Annotated in this window: 21 protein-coding genes and 1 pseudogene; 10 read left to right on the forward strand and 12 right to left on the reverse strand. The window is 60.9% G+C overall.

The genetic code is table 11. From position 1 onward, the window contains the following. Positions 1–160: 160 nt before the first annotated feature. The gene (locus NJLHNGOC_RS13275; protein ID WP_113596813.1) at positions 161–1,879 is read right to left on the reverse strand and encodes a SulP family inorganic anion transporter; all 1,719 of its coding nucleotides are present in this window, start codon (positions 1,877–1,879) and stop codon (positions 161–163) included. A gap of 655 nt (positions 1,880–2,534) precedes the next feature. On the opposite strand from NJLHNGOC_RS13275, the gene NJLHNGOC_RS13280 reads away from it, so the two are divergent. From NJLHNGOC_RS13280 to msrQ, 5 genes are all read left to right on the forward strand, one after another. After that, positions 2,535–3,818 carry a B12-binding domain-containing radical SAM protein gene (locus tag NJLHNGOC_RS13280; protein WP_275399488.1) on the forward strand — a complete coding sequence of 428 codons (1,284 nt, stop codon included), beginning with the start codon at positions 2,535–2,537 and terminating at the stop codon, positions 3,816–3,818. Positions 3,819–4,061: 243 nt separating this feature from the next. After that, positions 4,062–5,117, forward strand: a complete 1,056-nt coding sequence (locus NJLHNGOC_RS13285) for an NAD(P)-dependent alcohol dehydrogenase (protein WP_113596814.1) — start codon at positions 4,062–4,064, stop codon at positions 5,115–5,117. 352 nt (positions 5,118–5,469) lie between these two features. Further along, positions 5,470–6,861 (forward strand): NAD-dependent succinate-semialdehyde dehydrogenase, encoded by a 1,392-nt coding sequence (locus tag NJLHNGOC_RS13290; RefSeq protein WP_113596789.1) that lies wholly within the window; start codon positions 5,470–5,472, stop codon positions 6,859–6,861. A 318-nt stretch (positions 6,862–7,179) separates the two neighbouring features. Next, entirely contained in the window at positions 7,180–8,133 is a 954-nt protein-coding gene (gene msrP, locus NJLHNGOC_RS13300; protein WP_113596791.1) for a protein-methionine-sulfoxide reductase catalytic subunit MsrP, read from the forward strand. A 1-nt stretch (position 8,134) separates the two neighbouring features. Further along, the gene (msrQ, locus tag NJLHNGOC_RS13305; protein ID WP_113596792.1) at positions 8,135–8,779 is read left to right on the forward strand and encodes a protein-methionine-sulfoxide reductase heme-binding subunit MsrQ; all 645 of its coding nucleotides are present in this window, start codon (positions 8,135–8,137) and stop codon (positions 8,777–8,779) included. Between the two features lie 143 nt (positions 8,780–8,922). On the opposite strand, the pseudogene NJLHNGOC_RS16695 reads toward msrQ, so the two are convergent. Then, positions 8,923–9,293, reverse strand: a pseudogene (locus tag NJLHNGOC_RS16695) (general stress protein). A 406-nt stretch (positions 9,294–9,699) separates the two neighbouring features. On the opposite strand from NJLHNGOC_RS16695, the gene NJLHNGOC_RS13315 reads away from it, so the two are divergent. After that, positions 9,700–10,614 (forward strand): DMT family transporter, encoded by a 915-nt coding sequence (locus NJLHNGOC_RS13315; protein WP_113596815.1) that lies wholly within the window; start codon positions 9,700–9,702, stop codon positions 10,612–10,614. A 151-nt stretch (positions 10,615–10,765) separates the two neighbouring features. On the opposite strand, the gene NJLHNGOC_RS13320 is transcribed toward NJLHNGOC_RS13315, so the two are convergent. Next, positions 10,766–11,995 (reverse strand): MFS transporter, encoded by a 1,230-nt coding sequence (locus tag NJLHNGOC_RS13320; RefSeq protein ID WP_408890931.1) that lies wholly within the window; start codon positions 11,993–11,995, stop codon positions 10,766–10,768. 168 nt (positions 11,996–12,163) lie between these two features. Beyond that, positions 12,164–13,558, reverse strand: coding sequence for a carbohydrate porin (locus NJLHNGOC_RS13325; protein ID WP_113596817.1), 1,395 nt, complete (start codon positions 13,556–13,558; stop codon positions 12,164–12,166). Positions 13,559–13,776: 218 nt separating this feature from the next. Between NJLHNGOC_RS13325 and NJLHNGOC_RS15755 the strand changes: the two genes are divergently transcribed. After that, positions 13,777–14,148 carry a hypothetical protein gene (locus NJLHNGOC_RS15755; RefSeq protein WP_133258754.1) on the forward strand — a complete coding sequence of 124 codons (372 nt, stop codon included), beginning with the start codon at positions 13,777–13,779 and terminating at the stop codon, positions 14,146–14,148. A gap of 248 nt (positions 14,149–14,396) precedes the next feature. On the opposite strand, the gene NJLHNGOC_RS13330 is transcribed toward NJLHNGOC_RS15755, so the two are convergent. From NJLHNGOC_RS13330 to NJLHNGOC_RS13365, 8 genes are all read right to left on the reverse strand, one after another. Beyond that, on the reverse strand, positions 14,397–15,359 hold the full coding sequence (locus NJLHNGOC_RS13330; protein WP_113596794.1) for a LysR family transcriptional regulator: 963 nt from the start codon (positions 15,357–15,359) through the stop codon (positions 14,397–14,399). A 189-nt stretch (positions 15,360–15,548) separates the two neighbouring features. After that, positions 15,549–16,361, reverse strand: coding sequence for a formate dehydrogenase accessory sulfurtransferase FdhD (fdhD, locus tag NJLHNGOC_RS13335; RefSeq protein WP_113596795.1), 813 nt, complete (start codon positions 16,359–16,361; stop codon positions 15,549–15,551). 11 nt (positions 16,362–16,372) lie between these two features. Then, the gene (locus NJLHNGOC_RS13340; RefSeq protein ID WP_113596796.1) at positions 16,373–17,068 is read right to left on the reverse strand and encodes an NTP transferase domain-containing protein; all 696 of its coding nucleotides are present in this window, start codon (positions 17,066–17,068) and stop codon (positions 16,373–16,375) included. 7 nt (positions 17,069–17,075) lie between these two features. Beyond that, positions 17,076–19,379, reverse strand: coding sequence for an FdhF/YdeP family oxidoreductase (locus NJLHNGOC_RS13345; protein WP_113596797.1), 2,304 nt, complete (start codon positions 19,377–19,379; stop codon positions 17,076–17,078). Between the two features lie 66 nt (positions 19,380–19,445). Beyond that, complete coding sequence (locus tag NJLHNGOC_RS13350; RefSeq protein WP_113596798.1) at positions 19,446–19,934, reverse strand: nitrate reductase associated protein; 489 nt, start codon at positions 19,932–19,934, stop codon at positions 19,446–19,448. 56 nt (positions 19,935–19,990) lie between these two features. Further along, positions 19,991–20,140, reverse strand: a complete 150-nt coding sequence (locus NJLHNGOC_RS13355) for a DUF2474 domain-containing protein (RefSeq protein ID WP_113596799.1) — start codon at positions 20,138–20,140, stop codon at positions 19,991–19,993. Then, positions 20,127–21,146, reverse strand: coding sequence for a cytochrome d ubiquinol oxidase subunit II (gene cydB, locus NJLHNGOC_RS13360; RefSeq protein ID WP_113596800.1), 1,020 nt, complete (start codon positions 21,144–21,146; stop codon positions 20,127–20,129). Before cydB ends, NJLHNGOC_RS13355 begins: the two co-directional genes overlap by 14 nt. A gap of 3 nt (positions 21,147–21,149) precedes the next feature. After that, positions 21,150–22,583, reverse strand: coding sequence for a cytochrome ubiquinol oxidase subunit I (locus tag NJLHNGOC_RS13365; RefSeq protein WP_113596801.1), 1,434 nt, complete (start codon positions 22,581–22,583; stop codon positions 21,150–21,152). A gap of 336 nt (positions 22,584–22,919) precedes the next feature. Here NJLHNGOC_RS13365 and NJLHNGOC_RS13370 point away from each other — a divergent pair, with 336 nt between their 5' ends. From NJLHNGOC_RS13370 to NJLHNGOC_RS13380, 3 genes are all read left to right on the forward strand, one after another. Then, positions 22,920–23,939 (forward strand): Dyp-type peroxidase, encoded by a 1,020-nt coding sequence (locus tag NJLHNGOC_RS13370; RefSeq protein ID WP_113596802.1) that lies wholly within the window; start codon positions 22,920–22,922, stop codon positions 23,937–23,939. A gap of 11 nt (positions 23,940–23,950) precedes the next feature. Next, positions 23,951–24,784, forward strand: coding sequence for a family 1 encapsulin nanocompartment shell protein (locus tag NJLHNGOC_RS13375; protein ID WP_113596803.1), 834 nt, complete (start codon positions 23,951–23,953; stop codon positions 24,782–24,784). A 75-nt stretch (positions 24,785–24,859) separates the two neighbouring features. Next, positions 24,860–25,195 carry a hypothetical protein gene (locus tag NJLHNGOC_RS13380; RefSeq protein WP_110531551.1) on the forward strand — a complete coding sequence of 112 codons (336 nt, stop codon included), beginning with the start codon at positions 24,860–24,862 and terminating at the stop codon, positions 25,193–25,195. Positions 25,196–25,503 lie beyond the last annotated feature (308 nt).

Below are 25,503 nucleotides of genomic sequence, written 5' to 3' on the forward strand. Positions count from 1 at the left end.
GAAAGGCGCGCTTCCTGAATATTTTTGAAAATTAACCCCGAATATTACCCTGCAAAATCATAAAGGTTTTTGGGTGCCGCCTTTTTTCAGAAAGGCGGTGTCTTTCAAAGCTTTTTGCAAAAAGCTTCACCAAAAACTTTTATTTGTCAGCAGACTGTTTTCAAACAGCTGGTTGCTGCGTCGCATCCGACCGGGGCAGAAGCGCCCGCGCCGCCGCGATGGCGGTATGAAGCTGTGCATGGATGTTGGCGGCCCCAACCACCGGGGTAATGCGATGACGGTCCATGTCGGCCCGCAGATAGGGACTGACCCGGCCGAAAATCACGGTGACATTACGCGTCCGCAGCGCGCGGAACAGGTCGCGCAGGTCGCTGGCGGCGGAAAAGTCGATATCGGTAATGGCGCTGGCATCGATGACGATGCAGGCCACCGGCACCGGCGCCCTGTCGACCATCAGGCGGACATCCGCCCCGAACCGCGCAGAATTGGCATAGAACAGGTCCGCGCAGAAGCGATAGACAACCAGCCCCGGCAGGGTCTGCCGCCCGGCGGCGACATCATGCGGTTCCAGCAGGCCGGAATGGCCGTCGTACTGCAGGATCATCGTATGCGGTTCATAGCTGTGGCGCACATGGCGAAACAGCGACAGCGCGATGGCAAGGAAGATCCCCTGTTCCACCCCGATGCCGACCACCGCGGCGGCCGTCACCAGCGCCAGCCCGCATTCGCCGGGGCTTTCACGCCGGATGGCCCGGATGGCGCGCAGGTCGATCATCCCCACCGCCACCGTAAAGACGATGGAGGCCAGCACGCAGCGCGGCAGGTAGCGCAGCGGCCCCGTCAGGAACACCAGCACCACCATCGTCACCGCCGCGAATGTCAGCTGCGCCAGCTGGGTGCGTGCGCCCGCGCGCGCGGCCATCGCGGTCTGGGTCGGGCTGCCATTGACGGTGAAGGTCCCGCTGAGCCCCGCCACCGCATTGGCCGCGCACAGGCCCAGTATGTCCGCATTGTCATCGACGGGATCATGAAACCGCACGGCAAAGGCGCGGGAGGTCGCGGCACTCTGCGCGATGATGACGAACACGCACGACGTGGCGACCGGCAGCAGCGCCAGCATGTCGTTCCATGACACATCCGGCAGGCGCAGGCGTGGCAGGCCGCTTTCGATCGGGCCGATCGTCGCGATGCCGAAACGCGAAAACCCCAGCGCCATGCTGGCGATGATCGATCCCACCACCGTCACCAGCCCCAGCGGCAGGCGCGGCGCCAGCCGGTCGCCCGTCAGGATCAGCCCGACGACGCAGGCCGACAGCACGATGGTCGGCACGCTGGCCTGCGGCAGGCGCGACAGCATCTGCGTCAGCTGAAGCACGGAATTATGCGCGGTCGTGGCAATGCCCAGCATGTCGCGCATCATGGCAAGCGCCACCTGTATCCCCACCCCGGCCATGAACCCCACCAGCACGGTGCGCGACAGGAAATCCGCAAGGAAGCCAAGGCGGAACAGACGCGCGACCAGCAGGAATCCCGCGCTCAGCAACGCGACCATGCTGACCAGCGCCATGTAATGCGGGCTTCCCGGCGGGGCCATCTTTTCCAGCGCGCTCGAAAATATGGCGGCGGTCGCGGAATCCGCCGCCACGACCAGGTGCCGCGACGCCCCGAAACACGCGAACGCCACCAGCGGCAGCAGCACGGTGTACAGCCCCGTCACGGCAGGCATGGCGGCAATGCGGGTATAGCCAAGCACCTGCGGGATGTTCATCGACGCAAGCGACAGCCCGGCAAGGATATCGCGCACCCGCCCGCGCCAACCCGCGTCCCCACCCGGCCGCGCGCCGCCGGACGATCGTGTCCCGCCTGTCTGTGTCGCCATGATCCCGATACTGCCCATCATCCAGCCTGCCGGACCAGAAATCCGGGCCACACCACCCGAAGGTGGCAGATATCGCCGATCATATCGTAAAATATGAAGAAGATGACAATAGCACCGGCCCACGCCGTCACGGCGTCGGAACATGGGAACGCGGGCACGCGGCGCCGCAGACCACGCCCCGTATCGCCGCCATCATGCGCATGCGTGCATATTCACCATTGCAATATCAGGCATACAATTTTGTAGCATAGGTCGAGGCATCATAAATATTCCCCTGAATACACAATCAAAAATAAAACAAATAACGTTTCGAATTTGTTTTATGACCATAATTATTTTTTTGGTTTTTATATTTATAGAAATATAAAAGTATTTAACAACATTAAATTATCGCGTATTTATATTTAATATTGATATGAACGCATATATTTTAGCAGATCCGGTATGCGCTGTGCGTATACTATGTGTATTGAACCATGATACGGATATATAACATATAGATATATTCAGTATGGACAGCACGGAAGGGCTGCCTATCCTGTCTGACAATAGGATTATCACGAAAAAAACGTTCCCCCATCAGCCATAGATTCCGGTTATGTCTCTCAGCCACCCGAAACTGCTTATTATCCAGCCCTCCCATTACCGATCGAAGATGGATCGGACGATTTTCAAGACCCGACGACGACAGATGGTACCCCTCGCGCTGCCGTACCTGGCGGCGCTGACCCCGCGGGAATGGTCTGTCACCCTGCTGGACGAGCAGCTTGAAGACATCGATTTCGATACGCCGGTCGATGTGGTCGCGCTGACGGCGTGGACGCTGCATTCGCCGCGCGCCTATGACATCGCGACCGAATTCCGCCGTCGCGGCGTGACCGTCATCATGGGCGGCCCGCATGTCTTTTTCTATGCCGACGAAGCTGCCGAATACTGCGACGCCGTCGGCGTGGGAGAGGCGGAGCCCATCTGGAAAACCATGCTGGAGGACGCGGCGGCCGGCAGGCTGAAGAAGATTTACCGCGCAACGCCGCTCAAGGATCTCGACCATCTTCCGCCACCACGCTACGACCTGCTGGACCTGAAGAAATTCGGGCCGTTCCGGACATTCGCGGTGCAGTCGTCGCGCGGATGTCCGTTCGTATGCGATTTCTGTTCCGAACGCTTCTACCTTGGCGGGCGGTACCGCTGGCGGCCGGTCAATGAAATGGTCGATGAAATCAGGCGGATCCAGAACAAGGGATCGCACTTCTTCTTCGGCGAAAGCAATTTCGGCGGCAAGAAAAGCCGCGCCATGGAACTGATGGAAGGGCTGGTTCCGCTCAAGATCCGCTGGTCCACGCTGTGGTCGTCCAACCTGTGCCTTGACACCGACTTCCTCGACCTTGCGCAGAAAAGCGGCGTCATGCACGTCAATATCGGCATCGAAAGCATCGATGCCGAGACGCTGGCCGACATGAAAAAGGGCTGGAACAAGACCACCCGCTATGGCGAGATGTTCGAGAACATGCGCCGCCGCGACATCAGCTACTCCCTCAACTTCATCTTCGGCTATGATGACGAGGACCCGGACGTCTATCGCAACACCCTGCGTTTCCTTGAGGAACACAAGGTGCCGGCGGCGTATTTCAACATCCTGACCCCGACCAAGGGGACGGCCCTGTTCAACAAGATGCTCAAGGCCGGGCGGATCATCGATCCGGAGGATATCGACCGCTGGCCGGGGCAGGTCTGCCATATCTGGCCGCGCGACTGCACCCCCGGACAGATGGAACAGCGCATCCAGCGGATGTACAAATCATTCTACAGCATGCGCTCGATCATCCACCGCCTGCCTTTCCCCAAGTCGCGTTCCGACATGGCGTCGTGGATCCTGAACATGACCGAACGCCGGATGGCGTTTTCCTCCACCGGGAACAACGACTTCGATATCTACTGACGAAGGCGGCGCCGGGCCCCTGCCTGCCCGGACGCCACCGCCGCGCGGCCGGGCATCATGCGCCATGCCCCGGCAGGCGCGCCCATCCCGGCCGTCCGCGATTTCCGGACAGGTCGTGATGGCGCGCGTTTTCACGGTTTCGGGAAAACGCGTCGTCCGCGCGTCGCGGGGTCGCATGGCGGGCGGGCAGGCGATATGCTTGTCCCCGTCATCCGAAATCCAACCAGACCCCGAAGGGCAATCATGTTTTCATGCGTAGGATACGCGGCCACGGCCGCCGATGCACGTCTTGGCCCCATCAAGCTGGATCGTCGCGATCCCGGGCCTGACGATGTCCAGATCGACATCCTGTACTGCGGCGTCTGCCATTCCGACCTTCACCAGGCGCGCAACGAATGGCAGAACACCATCTTCCCCTGCGTCCCCGGCCATGAAATCGTGGGACGGGTGGCAAAGGTGGGCGCCTCCGTCACGCGCTTTCACGCGGGCGACCTGGTGGGGGTTGGCTGCATGGTCGATTCCTGCCGCGAATGTCCCAGCTGCCGCGAGGGCTTCGAGCAGTATTGCGAAGTGGGCTTCGTCCCCACCTATAATGGCGAGGAACGCCAGGGCGGCGGCATTACCTTTGGCGGGTATTCACGCGCCGTTGTCGTCGATCAGGCATTCGTGCTGAAGGTCCCTGAAAAGCTCGACCCCGCTGCTGTCGCCCCGCTGCTGTGCGCGGGGATCACCACCTATTCCCCGCTGCGCCACTGGAAGGTGGGACCGGGGCAGCGGGTCGGGATCGTGGGACTGGGCGGTCTGGGCCATATGGGCGTGAAATTCGCCCGCGCCTTCGGGGCGGAGGTCGTGCTGTTCACCACATCCGCCAGCAAGGTCTCCGACGGGCTGCGCCTTGGCGCGCATGAGGTCGTCCTGTCAAAGGACGCCGGGGCCATGGCAAAGGAACGCGGGCGCTTTGACTTCATCCTCGACGCGGTCGCCGCCAACCATGACATCAATGCCTATCTCGACCTGCTGAAGCGCGATGGCACGCTGGTGCAGGTCGGCGCGCCGGAGACGCCGCTGCCGGTTTCGGTCTTCAGCCTGCTGATGAAGCGCCGCAATTTCAGCGGATCACTGATCGGGGGGATTCCCGAAACGCAGGAAATGCTGGATTTCTGCGGCGAACATGACATCACCGCCGATATCGAGATGATCCGCATGGACCAGATCGAGGACGCCTATGCCCGGATGCTGCGTTCGGACGTGAAATACCGCTTCGTCATCGACATGGCGACGATGCCGGAATCCGTCTGAAAACAACCTGCTGATAAAAAACAAAAGTTTTTGGGTGCCGCCTTTTTTCAAAAAGGCGGCGTTCTTTTGAAGCTTTTTGCAAAAAGCTTCACCAAAAAACCTTTATGATTTCAGGAAACTGCGACACCTGCCGTCTTCACGGGAACATCGCTGACGGCGTTTTGCATTCCCTGCGGCGGCAGGACTGACACGATAAAAAATCATCCCGCGTCGAACCTTTCGCAGGCCGGCATGTTGGATAGGGGCACGCCATATCCAGGAACGAGCGTCGCGGGGTCCCGTCGGCCCATCAATGGCACGTACCCAGCCTCACGTACATGGACGCTCGCTCCCCTTTTCAAGGGAGGCACCCATGGCTTACAAGACCGTAAATCCCTACACCAACGAACTGGTCGCGACATTCCCCGACCTGCGCGAGGATGAGCTGGAACAGGCCATCGCAACGGCGCAGGCGACCTATGCCACATGGTCGCAGACCGATTTTGCCCACCGTCGCGCGATCCTTCACAAGGCCGCGGCGCAACTGCGTGACCGCACGGACCATTACGCGGAACTGCTGACGCTGGAAATGGGCAAGCTGTTTCGCGAAAGCCAGCAGGAAGTCACGCTGTGCGCCGATATCCTCGATTACTACGCCGATCGGGCGGAGGAATTCCTTGCCCCGCAGCCCGTCCCGGACGAGGCGGGACGCGGCGACCGCGCCATGGTCATCAGCCAGCCCATGGGGGTGATCCTGGCGATCGAGCCGTGGAATTTCCCCTATTACCAGCTGGCCCGGGTCGTGGGGCCGCAGTTCATGGCCGGCAACGTGGTAATGGTCAAGCACGCATCCAACGTGCCGCAGTCGGCGGCCGCCTTTGCGCGGCTGTTCCAGGACGCTGGCGCGCCGGAGGGGCTGTATACCAACATGTATGCCACGCACAAGCAGCTGGAGGAGCTGATCGATGATCCGCGCATCGTCGGCGTCGCCCTGACGGGCAGTGAGGGCGCGGGCGCGCGCATCGCCGCGCGGGCGGGCCAGAACCTGAAGAAAACGACCATGGAACTGGGCGGCAGCGACGCGTTCATCGTGCTGTCGGACGCCGACATGGAACATGCGGTCAGATGGGCGGTCTGGGGCCGCATGAACAACGGGGGACAGTGCTGCGTGGCCTCCAAGCGCATCATCGTCATGGACGACATCGCCGACGACTTCCTTGCCCGTTTTTCCGGGGCCCTGGGACAGCTCAGGCCGGGGGACCCCATGGACGCGGCGACGGGCCTGCCGCCAATGTCGTCGCAGGCGGCGGCGGACCAGCTGAATGAACAGGTGCGCGTCGCGGTCGAACACGGGGCAAAGGCGATCCGTGTCGGCCCGCCCCCGCCCGAACGCGGCGCATTCGTCCAGACGACGATCCTGACGGACGTGACGCCGGACAACCCCGTCTATCATCAGGAACTGTTCGGTCCCGTCGCCATGTTCTTTCGCGCGCGTGACGAGGACGAGGCCATCCGCATTGCCAATGACAGCCCGTTCGGCCTTGGCGGTTCGGTCTTCACCCGCGATACCGATCACGGGACCGAGGTGGCGCGGCGGATCGAAACCGGCATGGTGTTCGTCAACCACCCGACATGGACCCGCGCCGACCTGCCATTTGGCGGGATCAAGCGGTCGGGTTACGGGCGGGAGCTTTCGTCGCTTGGCATACAGGAATTCGTCAACAAGAAGCTGATCGACGTGGTGCCCATCGACGCCGCCGCCTGACGGAAGGCTGACGGAACGATACGGGCCTGCGGGATACCTCCGCAGGTCCGTATGCGTTTGGGAAGGCCGATGCAATAATCTCAAAAAGTTTTTGGTGAAGCTTTTTGCAAAAAGCTTCGAAAGACATCATCTTTTTGAAAAAAGGCGACACTCGGAACTTCTGTCATTTTTATCCCCTGCCCATATCCACGCACTGACGCAGGGACCAGGCGGCAGCTTCACCAAAGGACAGCCTTGCATCCACGCAATGGAGCGCCCACTGTCCGGGAGACACGGCGGCAGTCCCCCCGGATGTCACACCACCCAAGAGGCCGTATCATGGCGCGCTGGTCCTATCCCCGTCCCTCCCCCACGGAAATCACGTCCCATCGGGCATGGATGTCGCGCCGCCGGTTCCTGGCAGCGTCGTCCGTCGCGATGGGGGGCATGATGGGACAGGGCGTCCGGCCCGCCATGGCGGAAGGGCTGCAGACCCGGCCCGGTCCCTTTCAGGCGGAAGAAAAGCCGACGCCGCTGACGGACGTGACGCATTACAACAATTTCTATGAATTCGGGCTGGGGAAAAGCGACCCGTCCACCTATGCCAGCGCTTTTAGGCCGCGCCCGTGGACACTGTCGGTGGAGGGGCTGGTGGCGCATCCGCGCGTATGGGACATCGACCGGCTGATGGCCGCGATGACGCTGGAGGAAAGGCTGTATCGCATGCGCTGCGTGGAGGCCTGGTCGATGGTCTTTCCATGGGACGGTTTCGCGCTGGCGAACCTGCTGAAACTGGCGGAACCGCTGGGCAATGCACGTTACGTGGCGTTTGAATCGGTCCTGCGACCCGAACAGATGCCGGGACAGCAACCGGGCCTTGATTCCCTGCCGTGGCCGTATGTGGAAGGGCTGCGCATTGACGAGGCCATGCACCCGCTGACCTTCCTTGCGGTGGGACTGTATGGACAGACGCTGCCGAACCAGAATGGCGCGCCGGTACGGCTGGTGGTGCCATGGAAATACGGGTTCAAGGGGATCAAGTCGATCACGCGCATACGGCTGGTGGAAAAGATGCCGCCCACGACATGGAACCGGATGAACGCGTTGGAATACGGCTTTTTCGCCAACGTCAATCCGGACGTCGATCACCCGCGATGGAGCCAGGCGACGGAACGCGTGATCGGCGGGGGCGGATTTTTTGGCGGCGGCCGGAAAAGGACGCTGATGTTCAACGGATATGGCGAACAGGTGGCCGGGCTTTACAGCCAGATGGACCTGCGGACCTATTTCTGACATGCCTTACCTGAGCGGGAGCGGACGCAACCGGACGGTCGTGCCGTGGCGGTTCGAGACATGGGCCCTGACCCTTATCGGGCTGGTCCCGGCGGCGCTTTATTTCTGGTACGGCGCGCATGACCAGCTGGGGGCCGACCCGGTCAATGTCTTTGAACGCTGGCTGGGCCTGTGGGCCGTGCGCTTTCTGGTCCTGACATTGTGCATCACGCCCCTGCGCGTCATGACGGGCTACAACCTGCTGCGCTATCGCCGCACGTTCGGGCTGCTGACATTCTGGTACGCGTGCATGCATGTCGCGGTTTATGTCGGGCTGGACCAGCGTTTTGACATGCCCGTCCTGTGGCGGGACATGACGCGGCGTCCCTTCCTGATGATCGGGTTCTGCACGTTCTGCCTGCTGGTGCCGCTGGCGCTGACCTCCGGCGCATGGGCGATACGCAGGCTGGGCCGGCGATGGCAGACGCTGCATCGTCTGGTTTATGTCGTCGCCGTGCTGGCGTCCGTCCATTTCCTGATGGCGTTCAAGACCTATACCCCCACCAGTGTCGGATACGCCGCCGCCCTGTGCGGGCTGGTCCTGTGGCGCGGCTGGCATGCCCTGTGGCGTGTCAGGAAACGGGGCCGTCAGGATGGGGCGCGTTAAAAGACCGTTTTGAAATAACAGAAGTTTCCGGGTGTCGCCTTTTTTGCAAAAAGCTTCACCAAGAACTTTTTCTGTTTTCAGGCATCATCAAAAAAAGAAACGGGGCCCGTTTCCGGGCCCCGTCCTTTTGGCGTCATGTCAGCTCATGACTTGTCATGGCTGTGCAGGCCGCCTTTGCGTCCCGCTTCGGCCGCGCGTTCCGGGTCGTTGGCAAAGTTNGCCGGAACTGTGCTGCCCACCCTTGTGGCCCGCCTCGGCCGCGCGTTTGGGATCATTGGCAAAGTTGCCGGAACTGTGCTGTCCGCCCTTGTGACCTGCCTCGGCCGCGCGTTCCGGGTCGTTGGCAAAGTTCCCCGAACTGTGCTGTCCGCCNCTTGTGGCCCGCTTCGGCCGCGCGCTTGGGATCATTGGCAAAATTACCGGGATTGTTCTGGGCGCCGCCACCGCCGTGACTGTCCGCGGGCGCCATGGCAGGAATGCCGGTATTACGGATACTGTAAGAACGATAGACCATAGTCATCTCCTTCAGAGATCGCAGCGGCCATAAGGGATCCTTGTTTTTCCCTGTTCCCGTCATGAAATCCGGGAAAAGGAAGCAATCCCGCCGGGGCCGCTGTGGACCATTCAACGGCGCATCCCCATAGTGGTTCCTGACATGCACAAAGAATCCAAAAAATAAAAATTCCATTCCATGATTCGACACTTAAATATATATCGTATGAAAAATGAAATTCATAAGTAATAACACAACAACATCCGTACGAATTCCATCGCCCGATACATGCCGGGCGCGCCGGAACCTGCCCCTGCATTGCGATTCCGAAACATCCTTCCGCCATCTGCAATGTTTCACACAATCTTCATGTACAAGACGCAGCATGGGTGGCGCGGGGGAACAGTCCGTGTATAGACAGGTCCCCATGTCGCACGTCAGATCCACATCCGAACCCTCCCCGCTGCGCCTTTCCCGTCAGGAGATGGCACTTGTCGGCGTTACCATGATCTGGGGCGCCACCTTCCTGATCGTGCATCTTGCGATGCGCTCATGCGGGCCCCTGTTCTTTGTCGCGGTGCGGTTCCTCGCGGCCGGGGGCGTCAGCCTGCTGGTGTTCCACAGGGCCATGCGCGCCCTTACCCTGACCGAATGCGGGGCGGGGGCGGCCATCGGGGCCAGCATCTTCCTGGGCTACAGCCTGCAGACCTATGGCCTGCAAAGCATCACCAGCAGCCAGTCCGCCTTCATCACCGCGATGTACGTGCCGATGGTGCCGCTGCTGCAATGGGTCGTGCTGCGCCGCCTGCCCCATCTGATGAGCTGGCTTGGCATCGGCCTTGCCTTCGTGGGGCTGATCCTGCTGGCGGGACCGGATGCCGGAACGGGGGCGTTCAACGGTGGCGAAATCGCGACCCTGCTGGGGACGGTCGCGATCGCAAGCGAAATCATCCTCATCAGCCGCTTTGCCACGCAGGTGGACAGCAGGCGCGTGACCGTGGTGCAGCTTGTGGTCGCAGGCGTGCTGGCCCTGACGGCCATGCCGCTGGACGGGGAAAGCCTGCCGCGCTTTTCATGGATATGGGCGGCGTCCGCCGGGGGGCTGGGCGTTGCCAGCGCGCTGATCCAGTTGACGATGAACTGGGCGCAGAAGGCGGTTTCACCAACACGCGCCACCGTCATTTACGCGGGCGAGCCGGTATGGGCGGGCATTCTCGGGCGCATCGCGGGCGAACGCCTGCCCCCGCTGGCGCTGGCTGGCGCGCTGTTCATCATCGCAGGCGTCATCGTTGGCGAATGGCGTCCCCGACGTCAGGTGGCGGATACGGCGAGCGGACAGTAACGCCGCCATGCGGAATTTCTGAAAATAGCCGACGTTTCCGGGTGCCGAGTTTTTTCAAAAAGTCAATGTTCCTGCGAAGCTTTTTGAAAAAATCTTCACCAAAAACTTTTGTAATTTTACTATATTGTCAAGCCTGCTTTTTCAAACATCCCTATGGCACGCTGGACGCTTCAGCCCCGCGATGCCGTCGCGCATTCAGCAGCGTCAGGGTCAGGACCACGACAGCCCCGCCCCCCACCGTCAGCATGAGCGCGGGCGCCAGCCCGGTTCCCAGAAACGACGCCACGGACGCCTGCAGCAGGGCGTTGCTGGCGGCGATCAGGTTGCCGCACTGATACGCCAGCCCCGGAAACGTCGCCCGCACCGAAGGCGGCGAAAGCTCGCTCAGATACGCCGGGACGACGCCCCATGCGCCCTGTATGCAGAACTGGATGCACACAGCGCCCACCGTCAGCCACACGGTGGAATGCGGCAGGGTCCATAACGGCAGCAGCGGCAGCGTCAGCAACGCTGCCAGCGCGATGCTGTACTGGCGGCCGATCCGTTGCGACAGCATGCCAAAGAACAGGCCCCCCACGATGGCCGCGATATTGTACAGCACGACGATCAGCGTGATCGACGGATGGGACAGCCTGCGTTCAAGCCCCAGGAACACCTTGGGATACAGATCCTGGGAACCGTGGCTCATGAAATTGAACGCCGCCATCAGGGTCACGGCAAAGACACACAGCGCCACATTGCCTCGGATGACAGGCCACAGGCCCGCAGTCGCGGGGGCCGTCGCCCCGCCATGGCGTTGCCGCGCCAGCCATTCCGGGCTTTCGGGCACACGGATCCAGATATACAGCGCCGAAAACAGCGCGCTGCCGCCAAGGATGAACAGGCCGCGCCACCCCAGCACCGGCAGCAGCAGAAAGACCAGCGACGCCAGAAGATACCCCGCCGGATATCCCGCCTGCAGGATGCCCGACGCCATGCCCCGCCATGATACCGGCACGCTTTCCATGATCAGCGACGTCCCGACCCCCCATTCCCCGCCCAGCGCGATGCCGAACAGCGTCCGCAGGAACAGGAAGGTCGCAAGGGTGGGGGCAAAGGCCGACAGGACCTCGATCACGGAATAGACGATGATCGTGGTGATCATCACCGGCTTTCGGCCATAGCGGTCCGCCGCGCGCCCGCAGATGAACGCCCCGATGGGACGCGTCAGCAGCGTCAGCGTCGGCGCCAGAAGCACGCTTTCAAGCGAAACGCCAAAACTGCGCGCGACATCATCCAGCGTGAACAGCACGATGAAAAAGTCACAGGCATCAAGCATCCATGCCAGCAGCGACGCCGCAACCACATGACGCGCGGTGGCCACGTCATGATCCGGCGTCATCTGCGGCGATCGCGCCGCGAAAGCATCCGTCGTATTGTCCATGGCCTGTACCACCCGTTCCTGACCGTTTTTGGGGGAATGTCGCATGAAGGGGAAATGGCGGCCATGCCGGCCACCCATCACGAAACGGATATGCCTTAAAATATTGCGTGAGATACCCGGCGGAAATTACAGGTTCGCGATGACCTTCAGCCCCACCAGCATGGCATTGGGTATGACGGAGTTTTCGCCAGGACGCATCATGTATTCAAACTCCGGCGTCAGTACCAAGCCGGGTGTTACGGGAATGCCGTAATATGCCTCCAGCACGGCGGAATGGGTCTGCGGCGCCGTGACGAAATCCCCCATCGGCAGGCCCGCCATCTGCCGCAGGGCCTGTCCATAGGTCAGGCGCGGGCTCATCTGGTAATAGGAATACATCACGCCGAAACGGTCATAGGGGCGATGCGGGATCAGCCCCAGAAGCGAGGCGCCGAAATAGAATTCGTCCGCAAAGGTGGAGATGCCGGGCGTATTGTGGATGAACCCCGCCAGAAGATAGCCGCCCGCCATCTGATGTTCGCCATGCTTGCGATACACCATCTGGTCCGCCTCGATATAGAACGTGTCGCGCGGTTTTTCCCGATGCGCATGCGCGATGGCGCGATAGGCCGGCGGAATGTCGCCGATCAGGTCGGGATAGGGCGACGTGTCATGCCCGAAGCCAAGCTTGTAATGACCGGCAAGCTTGCGCGGGCCGAAAAACGGTTCCCACGTCAGTTCAATCGGGGTCTGGATGCCGGTCGTGGTCTCGCTCCCCCATGCCCAACCCGTATTGTCCTGCGCCTTTGGCCCGATTTTATAGATGCCGGTCCGCAATGTCAGGTCGCGCGTGGGGCGAAAGCGCACGGTCCCCCCCCACGAGGTCTTGGGATAGACGCTCCATCCCGGCGGTTCGCGAATGGCCATCGGCGCGGAACACTGCATCATGAACGTACACAGCAGGACCGACGTGCCATAGGTATGCGTCAGCGCGATACGGCCGATATTGATGTTGACGCGGTGATGGAAGAACGACTTTTCCGCATACAGATCAGCAAGGCGCGCGGCGGCTGGGCCGTGGATGCTCCATACCTCCGTCAGCAGGACATCGCGTTCGCCCACATGGTCCCAGCCCACCTGCCGTCCCTCGCGGTTCATGACGATGCCATGCACGAACCAGCCATCGAGGCCAAACAGTTTTCCCAGATCGAACAGCATGCTGACCCGCAGGTCGTGGACGTAATCGACGCCCCTGGAAAGGCCACCGCCGACATTGGCCATGCTTTCCCCCTTGTAGGTCAGCTCAAAGGTAAAGCCACGATTGCCCAGCCATTCGCGCCACGGCCTGAGCTGCGGCACCAGATTGCCGAAAGACTGCTCCGCCACGAAATATCCCGCGCTCAGGTCGCTTTTGCGCAGCGCGTCGTCATTGTGGTTCAGCAATGCGGAAATGCTTTCTGTATCGAACAGGGATTCGAGCCGTTCTTCCGCAATGGGACGCTTGTGCCTTTTCGCCACACCGGCGGCGGGCACGGGGATCATGTCGGGGGCCGCGACCGGGGCCGCGCGCAGCTTCTGCGCCGCCGCGCGACAGGGGGCGGACGCCACGCAGGAAAGGAACAGCATCCACCATGTCGCCACGAAAAACCCCAGCATGACATGCAGCCGGGCGGGACCCGCGCGGCCATCACAGGCGCGATACGGGCCGGGAACAGGAAAAAGCGGTGGGGTGGCATACAGGATATGCATCGGGACATCGCATGCGCTACAGGGGATGCCTCCCCTCCTTGCATGGGGACGCATTACCTTTGACGGTTCAGAAATACCGGACACAGGGACGGATCATCACTCCGCCCACGGTCGGTTCATCCAGTGGCGACAGGACTTCGGAAAAGCATGTCCGTTCTGTAAGAAATTATTACCATGACGTATTCTTCTTTATTATTTCGTCTTTGCCAGCAGCGTATGGGATGCGAAAATATTTTTCAATATCTATATTTCAGATGGAATGGACGAGGGATATTTTATATGCTTTACGTATATATCAATTTCTTCGCCTGAAAGCTGCCCTGCGGGAAAATACCGATCCTGTCGCCATTGGCATTCTGGCGAATGGGGTTATGAAGACGTGACGCCACCGACGAATACACGCATCATTGACGCACCTTGAGAACAAGGAATTTATGGAAATTTTTTCAAACAATTCGAATAAATCTGCATTTTTCAAAAAATTAAGTGCCCTGAAACTTTCGTCAGGGACCATTTGAAAATGGCAGACCCGGTAACACGGTGAAATCATGAAAAGTTTTTGGTAAATCTTTTTGAAAAAAGCTTTGAAGAAATGTCACCTTTTAAAAAAGGTGACGCCCAAAAACTTTTATTACTTTTCCATCAATATACCATTTCCAGACAGTCCCTGGCCTTCGGGGGGCCAGCACAGATTGTCCAGTTGCTGCCGGAAATCTATTTCCAGCGCCACTTTCCAGACCCGTGCGACAAAATCCGACGGGGGATGTTCGCTCAGCCTCACCAGCCCGATCGAACCGGGTGAAAACCCGGCAAGCCGCCGCATCTGCAGCCGCCCCATCGGTGGTACCCGCAGGGGAAAGGACGAAATCGGCAATATGGTCGCAAGGGCGCCGCACATGATTTCCGCATGGATCAGTTCCAGCGACGTGGTTTCAAGACGGATGACAGGTTCGACGCCTGCCGTCTGGAACCCTATGTCCACCAGTTGCCGGCAGCGCATTCCCTGCCCCAGAAGGGCCAGCGGGAATCGCGCGGCCTCCTCCCAGCTGATTTCACGCGCGTCGGGAAAGTCATAGGCCAACGTCCCCGCCAGCACCTGTTCTTCCTCATAAAGGGAGCGCACCACGAATGCCTGCGCCTGCGGGCACTGGTCATAATACATGATCCCGATATCCAGCTGTTTCGTGACCAGCTTTTCAATGATTTCCACATTGGGAAATACCGAGACATCGGCCGAAAACGCGCCGATCCTGTCCTTTATGGCATGCAGCAGGACAGGCACGATATGAACCGCCGTCGGAATGACGCCAATCCTGATCGTGCCGACCAGTTCCTGCCTGGACAGGGAGACCTCGTTGCGCATTTCCGTCACGCTTCGCAGGATGTCATGCGCCCATTTGAGGACCCGCGCCCCCTCCGCCGTCAGGCCGAAGACCTTTTTCTTGCGATCGACGATCACGATCCCCAGCTCGTCCTCCAGCTGCCGGATCGCACGCGAAAGGGCGGGCTGCGACACGTTGCACGCCGCCGCCGCCTTTGAAAAACTCCTGAGCCTGTCTATCTCGCGCAGATAATGAAGCTGTTTCAGAAACACGTGTCACTCCGGAAATGATCGCAGCATGTCAGGGAACCGGAAAGACCGTCCCTGAGAAATCCTGTAAATTACAAAGAAGTTTTTTCTGAAGATTTTTTCAAAAAGCTTCGAAGGGACGTCGCCTTTTTAAAAAAAGGCGACACCCAAAAACTTTTGTTTTCATCCAATGCGTCGTTTTCAGACAGTTCCTTATACCAGGTTTCGCGCGACAAGCCGTTCCCCACCACAGAACAGCATCTGCCCATCGCGTCGCGCAATGGCGATCAGGGTCTGGTTGCCCATCCGCGCAAGGCGACAGGCGCGATAGGTGGGTGCTGACACCGCCACGACGATCGCAATCCCGGCCCGTAATGTCTTGAGCGCCATTTCATAGGAATACCGGCTTGTCAGCACGCACAGCCCCGCCTGCATCCCGCCATCACGCGCACGCGCTCCAATCAGCTTGTCCAGCGCGTTATGCCGTCCCACATCCTCGCGGATCATGCCGATACGACCGGTACAGTCCGCCCAGGCCGCCGCATGCACCATTCGCGTCACGGCATTCAGCGCCTGCCATTCCCCCAGTTCGTCGAGCGCGCGCCGCACCGCGTCCGTCGAAATGAACGGCCCCGCCCCCAGGGCGGCAATGCCTGTGGCCTCGGGCGATGGCACCTCGTCGCTGCCGCAGATGCCGCAGCTTGAATGGCCTGTCCGGGCGCGGGGGCTGCGGCGGATCAGCGCACTAAGCGCCTCGCCCGTGATCGAGATATCGAGCAGCAGCCCGTCATCCTCCCGGCTCACCGTGACGGAGCGTATCTGCCCGATGGAGCCTACGATCTGTTCCGTCAGGCAGTATCCGTACGCGAAATCCTCCAGCCCATCTGGCGTCATCATCATGATGCCATGCGCGAACATGCCGTTGAACACCAGCCTGACGGGCACCTCTTCGGCGATGTTCAGTTCGAACACGCGCTCCGGCTGGTCCAGCCGCGCGACGGGAACCTGATGAAACAGGGGGAACATTTCAAAAAACCTTATGCAATTTCCGCGCCGCAGCCGTGGGCAGGGCATGACGTTCCGCCCTGTGTCCGCGCACGCGCGGGCCGTGCCTCCGCCTGCGATGCCGGGCCGGGGGGCAGCCGCTGCATCGCGGCCACCTGTTCTGCCGGCAGATTCACGTTATCCAGCGCCCCCGCCCTGTCGAGTTGCACGAAGCGGCCGCCATGGGCGCGCAGCATCCCGCGCATCCGGACTTTCCCCGTCGCCGCCTGTTGCCGCAGGGCCCGCAGCATCGCGGGTTCCCAGATCGTGCATAACGGTTCGGGATCCCCGTCATGCTCGCTCAGATAGGCCGTCGCACCACGGGAGACATCGCGCGCGTCAATCAGGGCGGACAGCGTCAGCGCGTCGAGCATCGGCAGGTCGCATGCGACCACCAGCCACGCCGCGTCCGGGTACGCCGCATGCGCCGACAGCAGCCCCACCGCCGGCCCACCGCCCAGCACCTCTTTCACATCCGTCCTGTCGGGGATTCGTGGATAGGCCGCACGCAGGGGATCGGTCAGCTGATCGGGCCGGACGGAGACGAAACATCGCGGCACGCAGGCGGCCAGCAGGTCAAAGGCCCGCGCAAGCTGCGGCCGCCCGGCATAGGAAAGCGCCGCCTTGTCCCGCCCCATGCGCCGGCTGGCCCCACCGGCAAGGACCAGGCCGTAAAGTGGTGCGGTCATGGGCCGCCTATCCGGCGATCCGCAGTGGCGGGGCCGAGGCGACGCTTTCGACAACCCGGACCGGAATGGACTTGGCGGCTGGCGTGCCGCTGATCTCGTCAAAATAATCCAGCGGCAGAAGGGGGTTGAGTTCCGGGTAATAGCCCGCGATGGCGCCGCGCGGCATCGGATAGTCAATGACGCTCAGCCCGTCGACATAACGGCGCACCCCGTCGTCGCTACAGGTTTCAAGGCCGATGACGGCGCCGTTTTCCAGCCCGCGTTCCGCCATGTCCTCCCTGTTCATGAAGACCACGAGACGGGTGTTGTACACCCCGCGATAACGGTCATTGTTGCTATAGATGGTGGTATTGTACTGATCATGCGACCGGATCGTCGCAAGGCGCAGCATCGCGCCATCGGCGACCGGCGCATCCACCTCCAGCCCCGGCATGACAAGGAAATTCGCCTTGCCATTGGGTGTCTTCCACACGCGCCGGCGCGGCGGAATGTCGAGGTGGAATCCCCTGGGGTTTTTGATCCTTTCCGAAAAATCGGCATAGATTTCGGGATAGACTTCCGCGATCTTGTCGCGGATCAGGTCGTAGTCCACCATGTACCGCGCCCACGGCGTGCGTGAATGCGGCAGCGCAGCCATGGCCATGCGGCAGACGATTTCCGTCTCCGGCAGGACATGTTCGCTGACCGGCGCGAAAACCCCGCGTGAGGCGGTCACGTTCGCCATCGCGTCCTCGATGGTCACGAACTGCTCGCCCGCGTCGGTGCGGATGATTTCCGAACGCGCGACCACCGGCAGGATCAGCGCATCGCGGCCATGGACCAGATGTCCCCGGTTCAGTTTCGTCGCGATGCCAACCGTAAGGTCGAGGTTGCGCATCGCGGCATAGGAACGTTCGGTATCGGGCACCGCGCGGATGAAATTGCCGCCCATCCCGATGAAGACGCGCGCGCTTCCCGCCTCCATCGCCGCGATGGCGTCAAGGACATGATGGCCATGTTCGCGTGGCGGTTCGAACCCGAAGGCATCGCGCACGCGGTCCAGATAGGCCTGCGTGGGCTTTTCATCTATGCCGACCGTGCGGTCCCCCTGCACGTTCGAATGACCCCGGATCGGCGCGATACCCGCGCCGGGCCTGCCGAAGTTTCCACGCAGCAGAAGCAGGTTCGCGACCTGCTGCAGCAGGCGGGACCCTTCCTGATGCTGCGTCAGGCCCATTCCGTAACAGATGATCGTCGCCCGCGACTTTTTGTAAATCTCGGCCACGCGACGGATCTGCGCCTCTGACACGCCGGAGATACGGGTGATGTCCTCCCACCCGCAGCCCATGATGTCGGCGCGCAACGCGTCAAGGCCCGCCGTATGCTGCGCGATGAAATCACGGTCCAGTACGTCCTCGCCCTGTTCCTCCGCCTCGAACAGGACCTTCATCATGCCCTTGAATATCGCAAGGTCGCCGCCGATGCGGACATGGACGAATTCGGAGGAAATCGGCGTGGAACCGAACGTCGCCATCTGCAGCACGTCCTGCGGTTCGGTAAAGCGGATCAGCGCGCGTTCGGGCATGGGATTGATCAGGACGATCGGCACGCCGCGCTTCCTTGCCTCCACAAGGTTGGTCATCATGCGCGGTGAATTGGTGCCCGTATTCTGCCCCACCACGAAGATCGCCTCGGCATGTTCGAAATCGGACATGACGATCGTGCCCTTGCCGATCCCGATGGAGGGCGGCAGCCCCCGGCTGGTCGGTTCATGGCACATGTTGGAACAGTCGGGAAAATTGTTGGTCCCGAATTCGCGCACGAAAATCGAATAGAGGAAGGCCGTTTCGTTCGCGGTGCGCCCCGAGGTATAGAACTCCGCCTGATGCGGGCTGTCGAGGGCCTGCAGGTGACGGCCGATCATCGCGAACGCGTCATCCCACGTCACCGGCACATAGCGGTCCGTCGTGGGGTCATAGCGCATCGGTTCCGTCAGGCGCCCCTGCATTTCCAGCCAGTAATCGCTTCTGAGCATCAGTTCCGTGACGGTATGTTTTTTAAAAAACTCCCGCGTTATGCGCGCCTTTGTCGCCTCATGCGCCAGTGCCTTCGCGCCGTTTTCACAGAACTCCAGCGTCTTGCGCTGATCGGGATCGGGAAAGGCGCAGCTGGGGCATTTGAATCCCCCCGGCTGGTTCATCGACAGAAGGCCGCGCGAACCCTTTACAAGGACGCTCTGCTCCATCAGCACCTTCGCGGTCGCGCCCGCGGCACCCCATCCCCCGGCGGGATGGTGGTATGGCTTGTATTCGGATTCTTTTTCGTTGCTCATGACAGGGACCTTACAGATTCGGGCCGGGCTTTAGAAATCAATCGTTTCCGATGTGTTCAGCAGGTTTTACAAGGCAGCCATGTTTTCGCGCTGCCTGTCATCATGGCGCAGAATCCCGAATTCCTTCATCGCGGGCACGAAATTTTCATTTTCATGCCGTGAACGCGCAAGCTTGATCAGGGCGAACCGCTGCAACGGGGTCAATGCCGCCCATTCCCGCGCCGTGGGCGGCGCAATGCCGTCCGCATGCGCCTGCGCGCGCACGGCCTGTGGCATGTGCCCCGGATCGCGCCAGTCCTCCAGCCCCCGTTCCGCCAGGGGACGCAGCGGTTCGTCAGTGCGCGTTGCGATCAGGCGGGCGACAAGTTCGCGATAGGCGGCCTGTTCCCCGTCACTTACGCAGGGCAGGTCCGCAAGCTGTGCCCGCTCTTCACGTGAAAACCGGCTCCATTGCCGCAGGCTGAGCTTTATGCCGACAATATCGAGCTTCTGTCGCGCAATCATCGGAATGCACCGCAGGGAACCGGCAAAATCACGTTCAAAATCAAAAAGCATCGAACCTTGTCCTGAACTGGTAATATGGACGTCCACGTGACGGGGCCGCTGCCCGCTCATCTCGGGACAATCAGGTGGATCAGGCCTGCCACCCCGAAAAACACCGCCGTGCTGCATGACCAGATGACGACAAACCATCCGATCCGCACGCCCGCATGCCTTGGCGCGTCATTCCCGTTTCCCCGGACAATATCAGTGATAGCCATCGGCTTTTGTAACCTTTCCGCGAAACACGTGATAGGAATACAGGGTGTAGGTCAGGATGATCGGCAACAGGATCGCCGTACCGACCAGCTGGAAAAACTGGCTCGACGGGGGGGAGGACACATCCCACAGCGTCAGGGACGGCGGCACGGCATAGGGCCAGATCGTGATCCCGAGGCCCGACAGGCACAGGAAAAACCAGCCAAGGGCGCACAGGAAGGGACCACGCGCATGGCTTTTGCGCAGCCCGCGCACCAGACCCAGCCCCAGCACGACCACCAGGATGGGCACCGGCGCGACAAGGAGGATGTTGGGCCAGTCGGTCCAGCGGCGCAGGTACGGCGCATGCAGCAGCGGTGTCCAGATACTGACGATCACGATGGCCGCGAACAGCGCGATGGCAAGCCGCTGCGCCCACCTGCGGCACGAGGCCTCCAGCGCGTCGGTTGTCCGCCAGATGAGCCACGTCGCCCCCAGCAGCGCATACCCGCACATGACCGACAGCCCGCACATGACGCTGAAGGGCGTCAGCCAGTCGAACGACCCGCCGTCAAAGGACCCATCGACCACGCGGACCCCCTGCACCACGCCGCCAAGGATCGCGCCCTGACAGAACGCGGCGATGCCCGATCCCGCCATGAACCCGATATCCCACATCCCGCCGCGCGCGGTGCCTTTCGTCATGACGCGGAATTCGAACGCCACGCCACGAAAGATCAGCGCCAGCAGCATGAGGATGACCGGCAGGTAAAAGGCGGGCAGCAACGTGGCGTAGGCGCCGGGAAAGACCCCGTAAAGCACCGCGCCACCCAGCACCATCCACGTCTCGTTCCCGTCCCAGACCGGCGCGATGGTATTGATCATCACGTCACGGTGGTCGGGGTCACGTTCCAGCGTGAACAGCATGCCGATGCCAAGGTCAAACCCGTCAAGGATGACATAGATCGTGATGGCGGCGACAAGGATCACGGCCCACACGATCGGCAGCCAGTATGAAAAGTCCATCATGCCTCAGGCTCCTTCGCCAGAAGATGGGTCGATAACGGCCGGATGCATGCGCGCGCCCAGGATGTCGGATGCATGGGCGGCGCTGGCATCATGCTCGCCCTCGTGCGGCGGATGGGCCAGCAGACGCACGAGAATCCCCAGGCCGGAGCCGAACACGATCACGTACACGACCACGAAGGCCGTCATCGAGAACGCCATGCTCGACAGGGCGACCGGGGAAATGCTGTCGGATGTGCGCAAAAGGCCATAGACGGTCCAGGGCTGGCGTCCCACCTCTGTCGTGACCCAGCCACATAACAGCGCAAGGAAGCCCGCAGGCGCCATGCACAGCGCCACGCGGTGAAAGGCGGGCGTGGTGAACAGGGCGCTGGTGCGCCGCAGCCACAGCGACCACAGCCCGATCAGCATCATCAGCATCCCCATCGCCACCATGATCCGGAACGAGAAGAAGATGACGGGCGAGGGCGGCCGCTGGTCGCGGGGGAAATCCTTCATGCCCGGCACCTTGCCATCAAGGCTGTGGGTCAGGATCAGCGACCCTAGCAGCGGCACGCGCACGGCGTAATCGGTATGTTCCGTCTTCATGTTGGGAATGCCGAACAGCAGTTCCGGCGCGCGCCCTTCGCTTTCCCAGTCCCCTTCCATCGCGGCGATCTTCACCGGCTGGTGCTTCAGGGTGTTCAGGCCGTGCGCATCACCCGCAAGGATCTGGATGGGGGCCACGATCGCGGCCATCCACATGGCCATGGAAAACATCACGCGCACCGGCTCGCTGGCGATTTCGCCCCTGCGCCGCGCGCCCAGCAGATGCCATGCGCCGGTCGCGCCCACCACGAACGCCACCGACAGGAACGCCGCCAGCCCCATATGCACAAGCCGGAAGGGAAAGGACGGATTGAAGATGATGGCAAGCCAGTCGGCAGGCATGAAACGCCCCGTGGCAGGGTCGATCGTGTAGCCGCGCGGCGTCTGCATCCATGAGTTGGAGGCAAGGATCCACGTCATCGAAATCAGCGTGCCCACCGAAACGCAGCACGTCGCGGCGAAATGCAGCCCGCGCCCGACCTTGTTCATGCCGAACAGCATGACGCCAAGGAAGCCCGCCTCCAGAAAAAAGGCGGTCATGACTTCGTAGGACAGGAGCACGCCGGTAATCGGGCCGGCCTTTTTGGAAAAGACGGACCAGTTCGTGCCGAATTCATACGACATGACCAGCCCCGAGACGACACCCATGCCAAAGACGATCGAGAAGACCTTGATCCAGTATCGGTACAGGTCAAGAAAGACCGCGCGCCCCGTCTTCAGCCAGAGTCCTTCCAGCACGGCCAGATAGGCCGCCAGCCCGATCGAAAAGGCCGGAAAGATGATATGGACGCCTACGGTAAAGGCGAACTGGAAGCGCGCCAGAAGGAGCGCGAAATCATGTGCATTGTACATCGATACTTTCCAATAATCGTGGCCGTGACATCTCCACCTGAAAACAGGCCCACGGATCGGTCGCGATCGACGTTTCCCGTCATGGGTGCCGCCGTAATGGTGTGCCGCCCGGTCGGGGCGCGTCAGGACGCCCCCTGCGCATGTGCTAGATCAGGCCGATCGCGGGCGTCCAAGACCTTTTAGTCATATCATTATGCGTACTGGTTATAATGATGCGGCGTTTGTGATTATTCTGGTTATTTTGTTGTGACCCCTCCCTTGTCACAAATCACCACCTGCCTATGCTGGGTGCCCGTTCTCGTTACACGAGCCTCAGCAGCAGGGAGATCCAGAGCGTTGGCCACACCTCAACCCGTTGATACAGAACTGACCCAGGCGGCTGTTTTCCTGGTCATGACATTGAACAGCGACACATCGGTCAACGCTCAGGTCCGGGATCTTCTGGGTGATCTCTCCTCCCTTGTCCGTGCTGTCGGATTCCGAATTCCTGACGGCAGGCTGAGTTGCATCACAGGAATCGGGTCCGGGGCATGGGACCGCATTTTCGGCATACCACGTCCGCGCGAACTGCATCCGTTTCGTGAAATCCACGGCGTGCATCACGCTCCGTCGACGCCGGGGGACCTGCTGTTCCATATCCGCGCGACGCGCATGGACCTGTGCTTTGAACTCGCCACGGCAATCGTCTCCCGCCTCGACGGGGCGGGCAAGGTTGTTGATGAGGTGCACGGCTTCAAGTATTTCGACGCGCGCGACCTGCTCGGCTTCGTGGACGGGACCGAGAACCCGTCGGGACAGGCGGCGCGGGATTCCACCGTCATCGGGGACGAAGACCCGGATTTTGCAGGCGGCAGCTATGTCATCATCCAAAAATACCTGCATGACCTGAAGAAATGGGACGCCATCCCGACCGAGGTCCAGGAACATATCATCGGACGCAGGAAAGTCTCGGACATCGAGCTGCCCGACGCGGACAAGCCCAGCTATGCCCATAATGTACTGACCACACTCGAGGAAAACGGAAAGCAACTGCAGATCGTGCGCGACAACATGCCCTTTGGCGAAGTCGGCAAGGCGGAGTTCGGCACCTATTTCATCGGCTATGCCCGCGCCCCGTCCCGGATTGAACAGATGCTGGAAAACATGTTCGTGGGAAAGCCGCCGGGCAATTACGACAGGCTCCTTGATGTCAGCACGGCCGTCACGGGCGCGCTGTTCTTCATCCCCAGCAGCGATTTCCTCGACAGCGCGCCGGACCGGCAAACGGACGCGTCGCCTGCCGCCCCCGAAACGCCGGCCGGGCAACAGGACACGCAACCACGTGACGGCACCCTTGGCATCGGATCATTGAAATAAGGAAACGTGACATGAACAACCTGCACAGACACCTTGCCCCCGTTTCCAGCGCGGCATGGGCACAGATCGAGGAAGAAGCGGCCCGCACCATCCGGCGGCATCTGGCGGGACGTCGCGTTGTCGATACGTCCGAACCCAGGGGAACGGCCTTTGCCGGTGTCGGGACCGGGCGCGGCCAGCAGATCGCGCCCCTGGCCGAAGGCGTCCGCGCGATACGGCGCGAGGTCCTGTCGCCGGTCGAACTGCGCGTGCCCTTCACCCTGTCGCGGGAGGAAATCGATGCGGTGGAACGCGGTTCCCTCGATTCCGACTGGCAGCCGGTCAAGGACGCGGCCCTGAAAATCGCCTTTGCCGAGGACTGCGCCATCTTTGACGGATATGCCGCCGCTGGCATTCAGGGCATCCGCAAGGCCACGTCAAATGAGCACCTGAAACTTCCCGCGCTGGCGAAGGATTATCCCCACGCCATTGCCGCGGCCCTCAGCACGCTGCGTCTGGCGGGCGTGAATGGCCCCTATTCCATCGTTCTGGGCGCCAAGGCGTATCAGGCGCTCAGCGGCGGAGATGATGACGGCTATCCCGTGCGCAAACATATCGAAAGCATGATCGACGGGAAGCTGATCTGGGCCCCCGCCATCGAAGGGGCCTTTGTCGTATCCATGCGCGGCGGTGATCTCGCACTGGATATCGGACAGGATTTTTCGATCGGCTATCTGGCGCATACGGCAGAGACGGTCGAACTCTACCTGCAGGAAAGCTTTGTATTCCGTGTCCTGACAAGCGAGGCCACGGTCGCCCTTGACCCCGCATCCGGCGGGACGGATAGCAGCAAAAAAACTGCCTGATCCCTTACCTCACATGATACAGCCCTGTCAGATACCCATGCCCTGACAGGGCCATAATAGATTACGAGGACGAAAATGGACAATCCGCTGCAAGATACCCCCCAGAAGGAAGCGCGTATCCTTGCGAAAGCAAAGGAACTGTGGACCGCTGATGGCAAGCCCGGGTGCGGGCCGGAAGCCTATAAGGAAGCGGCATCCGAACTGATCGGGATGGAAAGCAACCCCGATGCCGGCCAGATTCCGGTCGAATCGCCCGTTCCCCTTGATGCGAACGGACAGCCGATCGAGCAGGCATGGCTGGAAGAAAACCTCGGCAACGAGGGCGGCAGCATGAACGAACTTGACGACAAGCAGGAAGTGCCTTTCGCCACGCGTAAGGAAGAAGCAGAAGCGTTGAAGGATCAGGACTGAGAAGTCGGATTTTGCGGGCGGCCGGAGCCTGGCGCGATCTGTTTTTTTGAAGAAGACAACAGGGACGTCGCTTTTTTTGAAAGGGCGACGTTTCCTGAAGCTTTTTGAAAAAGCTTCACCAAAAACTTTTACAGTTTCAGGATATTATTGGGACTGCCTTTTCAGGCAGCCTCTTGGTAATGCCGTTCATGATCGACAGGAACATTGAACACAAAAAGCCCTTCCTGCGGATTACGCGGAGGGGCTTTTTTCAAAGGACTGTCTGGAAGATCTGGCGGCGACCGACTTTCCCGTGCCTTGAGGCACAG

This window comes from Novacetimonas cocois (assembly GCF_003311635.1).
In the GTDB taxonomy this organism is placed as follows: Bacteria; Pseudomonadota; Alphaproteobacteria; order Acetobacterales; family Acetobacteraceae; genus Novacetimonas; species Novacetimonas cocois.

Excerpts from the sequence above, each read along its gene's own strand:
- msrP (WP_113596791.1), top strand. The coding sequence starts at position 7,180 with ATGGCGCGCTGGTCCTATCCCCGTCCCTCCCCCACGGAAATCACGTCC.
- NJLHNGOC_RS13380 (WP_110531551.1), top strand. The coding sequence starts at position 24,860 with ATGGACAATCCGCTGCAAGATACCCCCCAGAAGGAAGCGCGTATCCTT.
- NJLHNGOC_RS13315 (WP_113596815.1), top strand. The coding sequence starts at position 9,700 with ATGTCGCACGTCAGATCCACATCCGAACCCTCCCCGCTGCGCCTTTCC.
- NJLHNGOC_RS13320 (WP_408890931.1), bottom strand. The coding sequence starts at position 11,995 with ATGACGCCGGATCATGACGTGGCCACCGCGCGTCATGTGGTTGCGGCG.
- NJLHNGOC_RS15755 (WP_133258754.1), top strand. The coding sequence starts at position 13,777 with ATGCGCTACAGGGGATGCCTCCCCTCCTTGCATGGGGACGCATTACCT.
- NJLHNGOC_RS13340 (WP_113596796.1), bottom strand. The coding sequence starts at position 17,068 with ATGACCGCACCACTTTACGGCCTGGTCCTTGCCGGTGGGGCCAGCCGG.
- NJLHNGOC_RS13345 (WP_113596797.1), bottom strand. The coding sequence starts at position 19,379 with ATGAGCAACGAAAAAGAATCCGAATACAAGCCATACCACCATCCCGCC.
- NJLHNGOC_RS13285 (WP_113596814.1), top strand. The coding sequence starts at position 4,062 with ATGTTTTCATGCGTAGGATACGCGGCCACGGCCGCCGATGCACGTCTT.
- NJLHNGOC_RS13290 (WP_113596789.1), top strand. The coding sequence starts at position 5,470 with ATGGCTTACAAGACCGTAAATCCCTACACCAACGAACTGGTCGCGACA.
- NJLHNGOC_RS13375 (WP_113596803.1), top strand. The coding sequence starts at position 23,951 with ATGAACAACCTGCACAGACACCTTGCCCCCGTTTCCAGCGCGGCATGG.
- NJLHNGOC_RS13275 (WP_113596813.1), bottom strand. The coding sequence starts at position 1,879 with ATGGCGACACAGACAGGCGGGACACGATCGTCCGGCGGCGCGCGGCCG.
- NJLHNGOC_RS13365 (WP_113596801.1), bottom strand. The coding sequence starts at position 22,583 with ATGTACAATGCACATGATTTCGCGCTCCTTCTGGCGCGCTTCCAGTTC.
- NJLHNGOC_RS13350 (WP_113596798.1), bottom strand. The coding sequence starts at position 19,934 with ATGCTTTTTGATTTTGAACGTGATTTTGCCGGTTCCCTGCGGTGCATT.
- msrQ (WP_113596792.1), top strand. The coding sequence starts at position 8,135 with ATGCCTTACCTGAGCGGGAGCGGACGCAACCGGACGGTCGTGCCGTGG.
- fdhD (WP_113596795.1), bottom strand. The coding sequence starts at position 16,361 with ATGTTCCCCCTGTTTCATCAGGTTCCCGTCGCGCGGCTGGACCAGCCG.
- NJLHNGOC_RS13280 (WP_275399488.1), top strand. The coding sequence starts at position 2,535 with ATGGATCGGACGATTTTCAAGACCCGACGACGACAGATGGTACCCCTC.
- NJLHNGOC_RS13355 (WP_113596799.1), bottom strand. The coding sequence starts at position 20,140 with ATGGCTATCACTGATATTGTCCGGGGAAACGGGAATGACGCGCCAAGG.
- NJLHNGOC_RS13325 (WP_113596817.1), bottom strand. The coding sequence starts at position 13,558 with ATGATCCCCGTGCCCGCCGCCGGTGTGGCGAAAAGGCACAAGCGTCCC.
- cydB (WP_113596800.1), bottom strand. The coding sequence starts at position 21,146 with ATGATGGACTTTTCATACTGGCTGCCGATCGTGTGGGCCGTGATCCTT.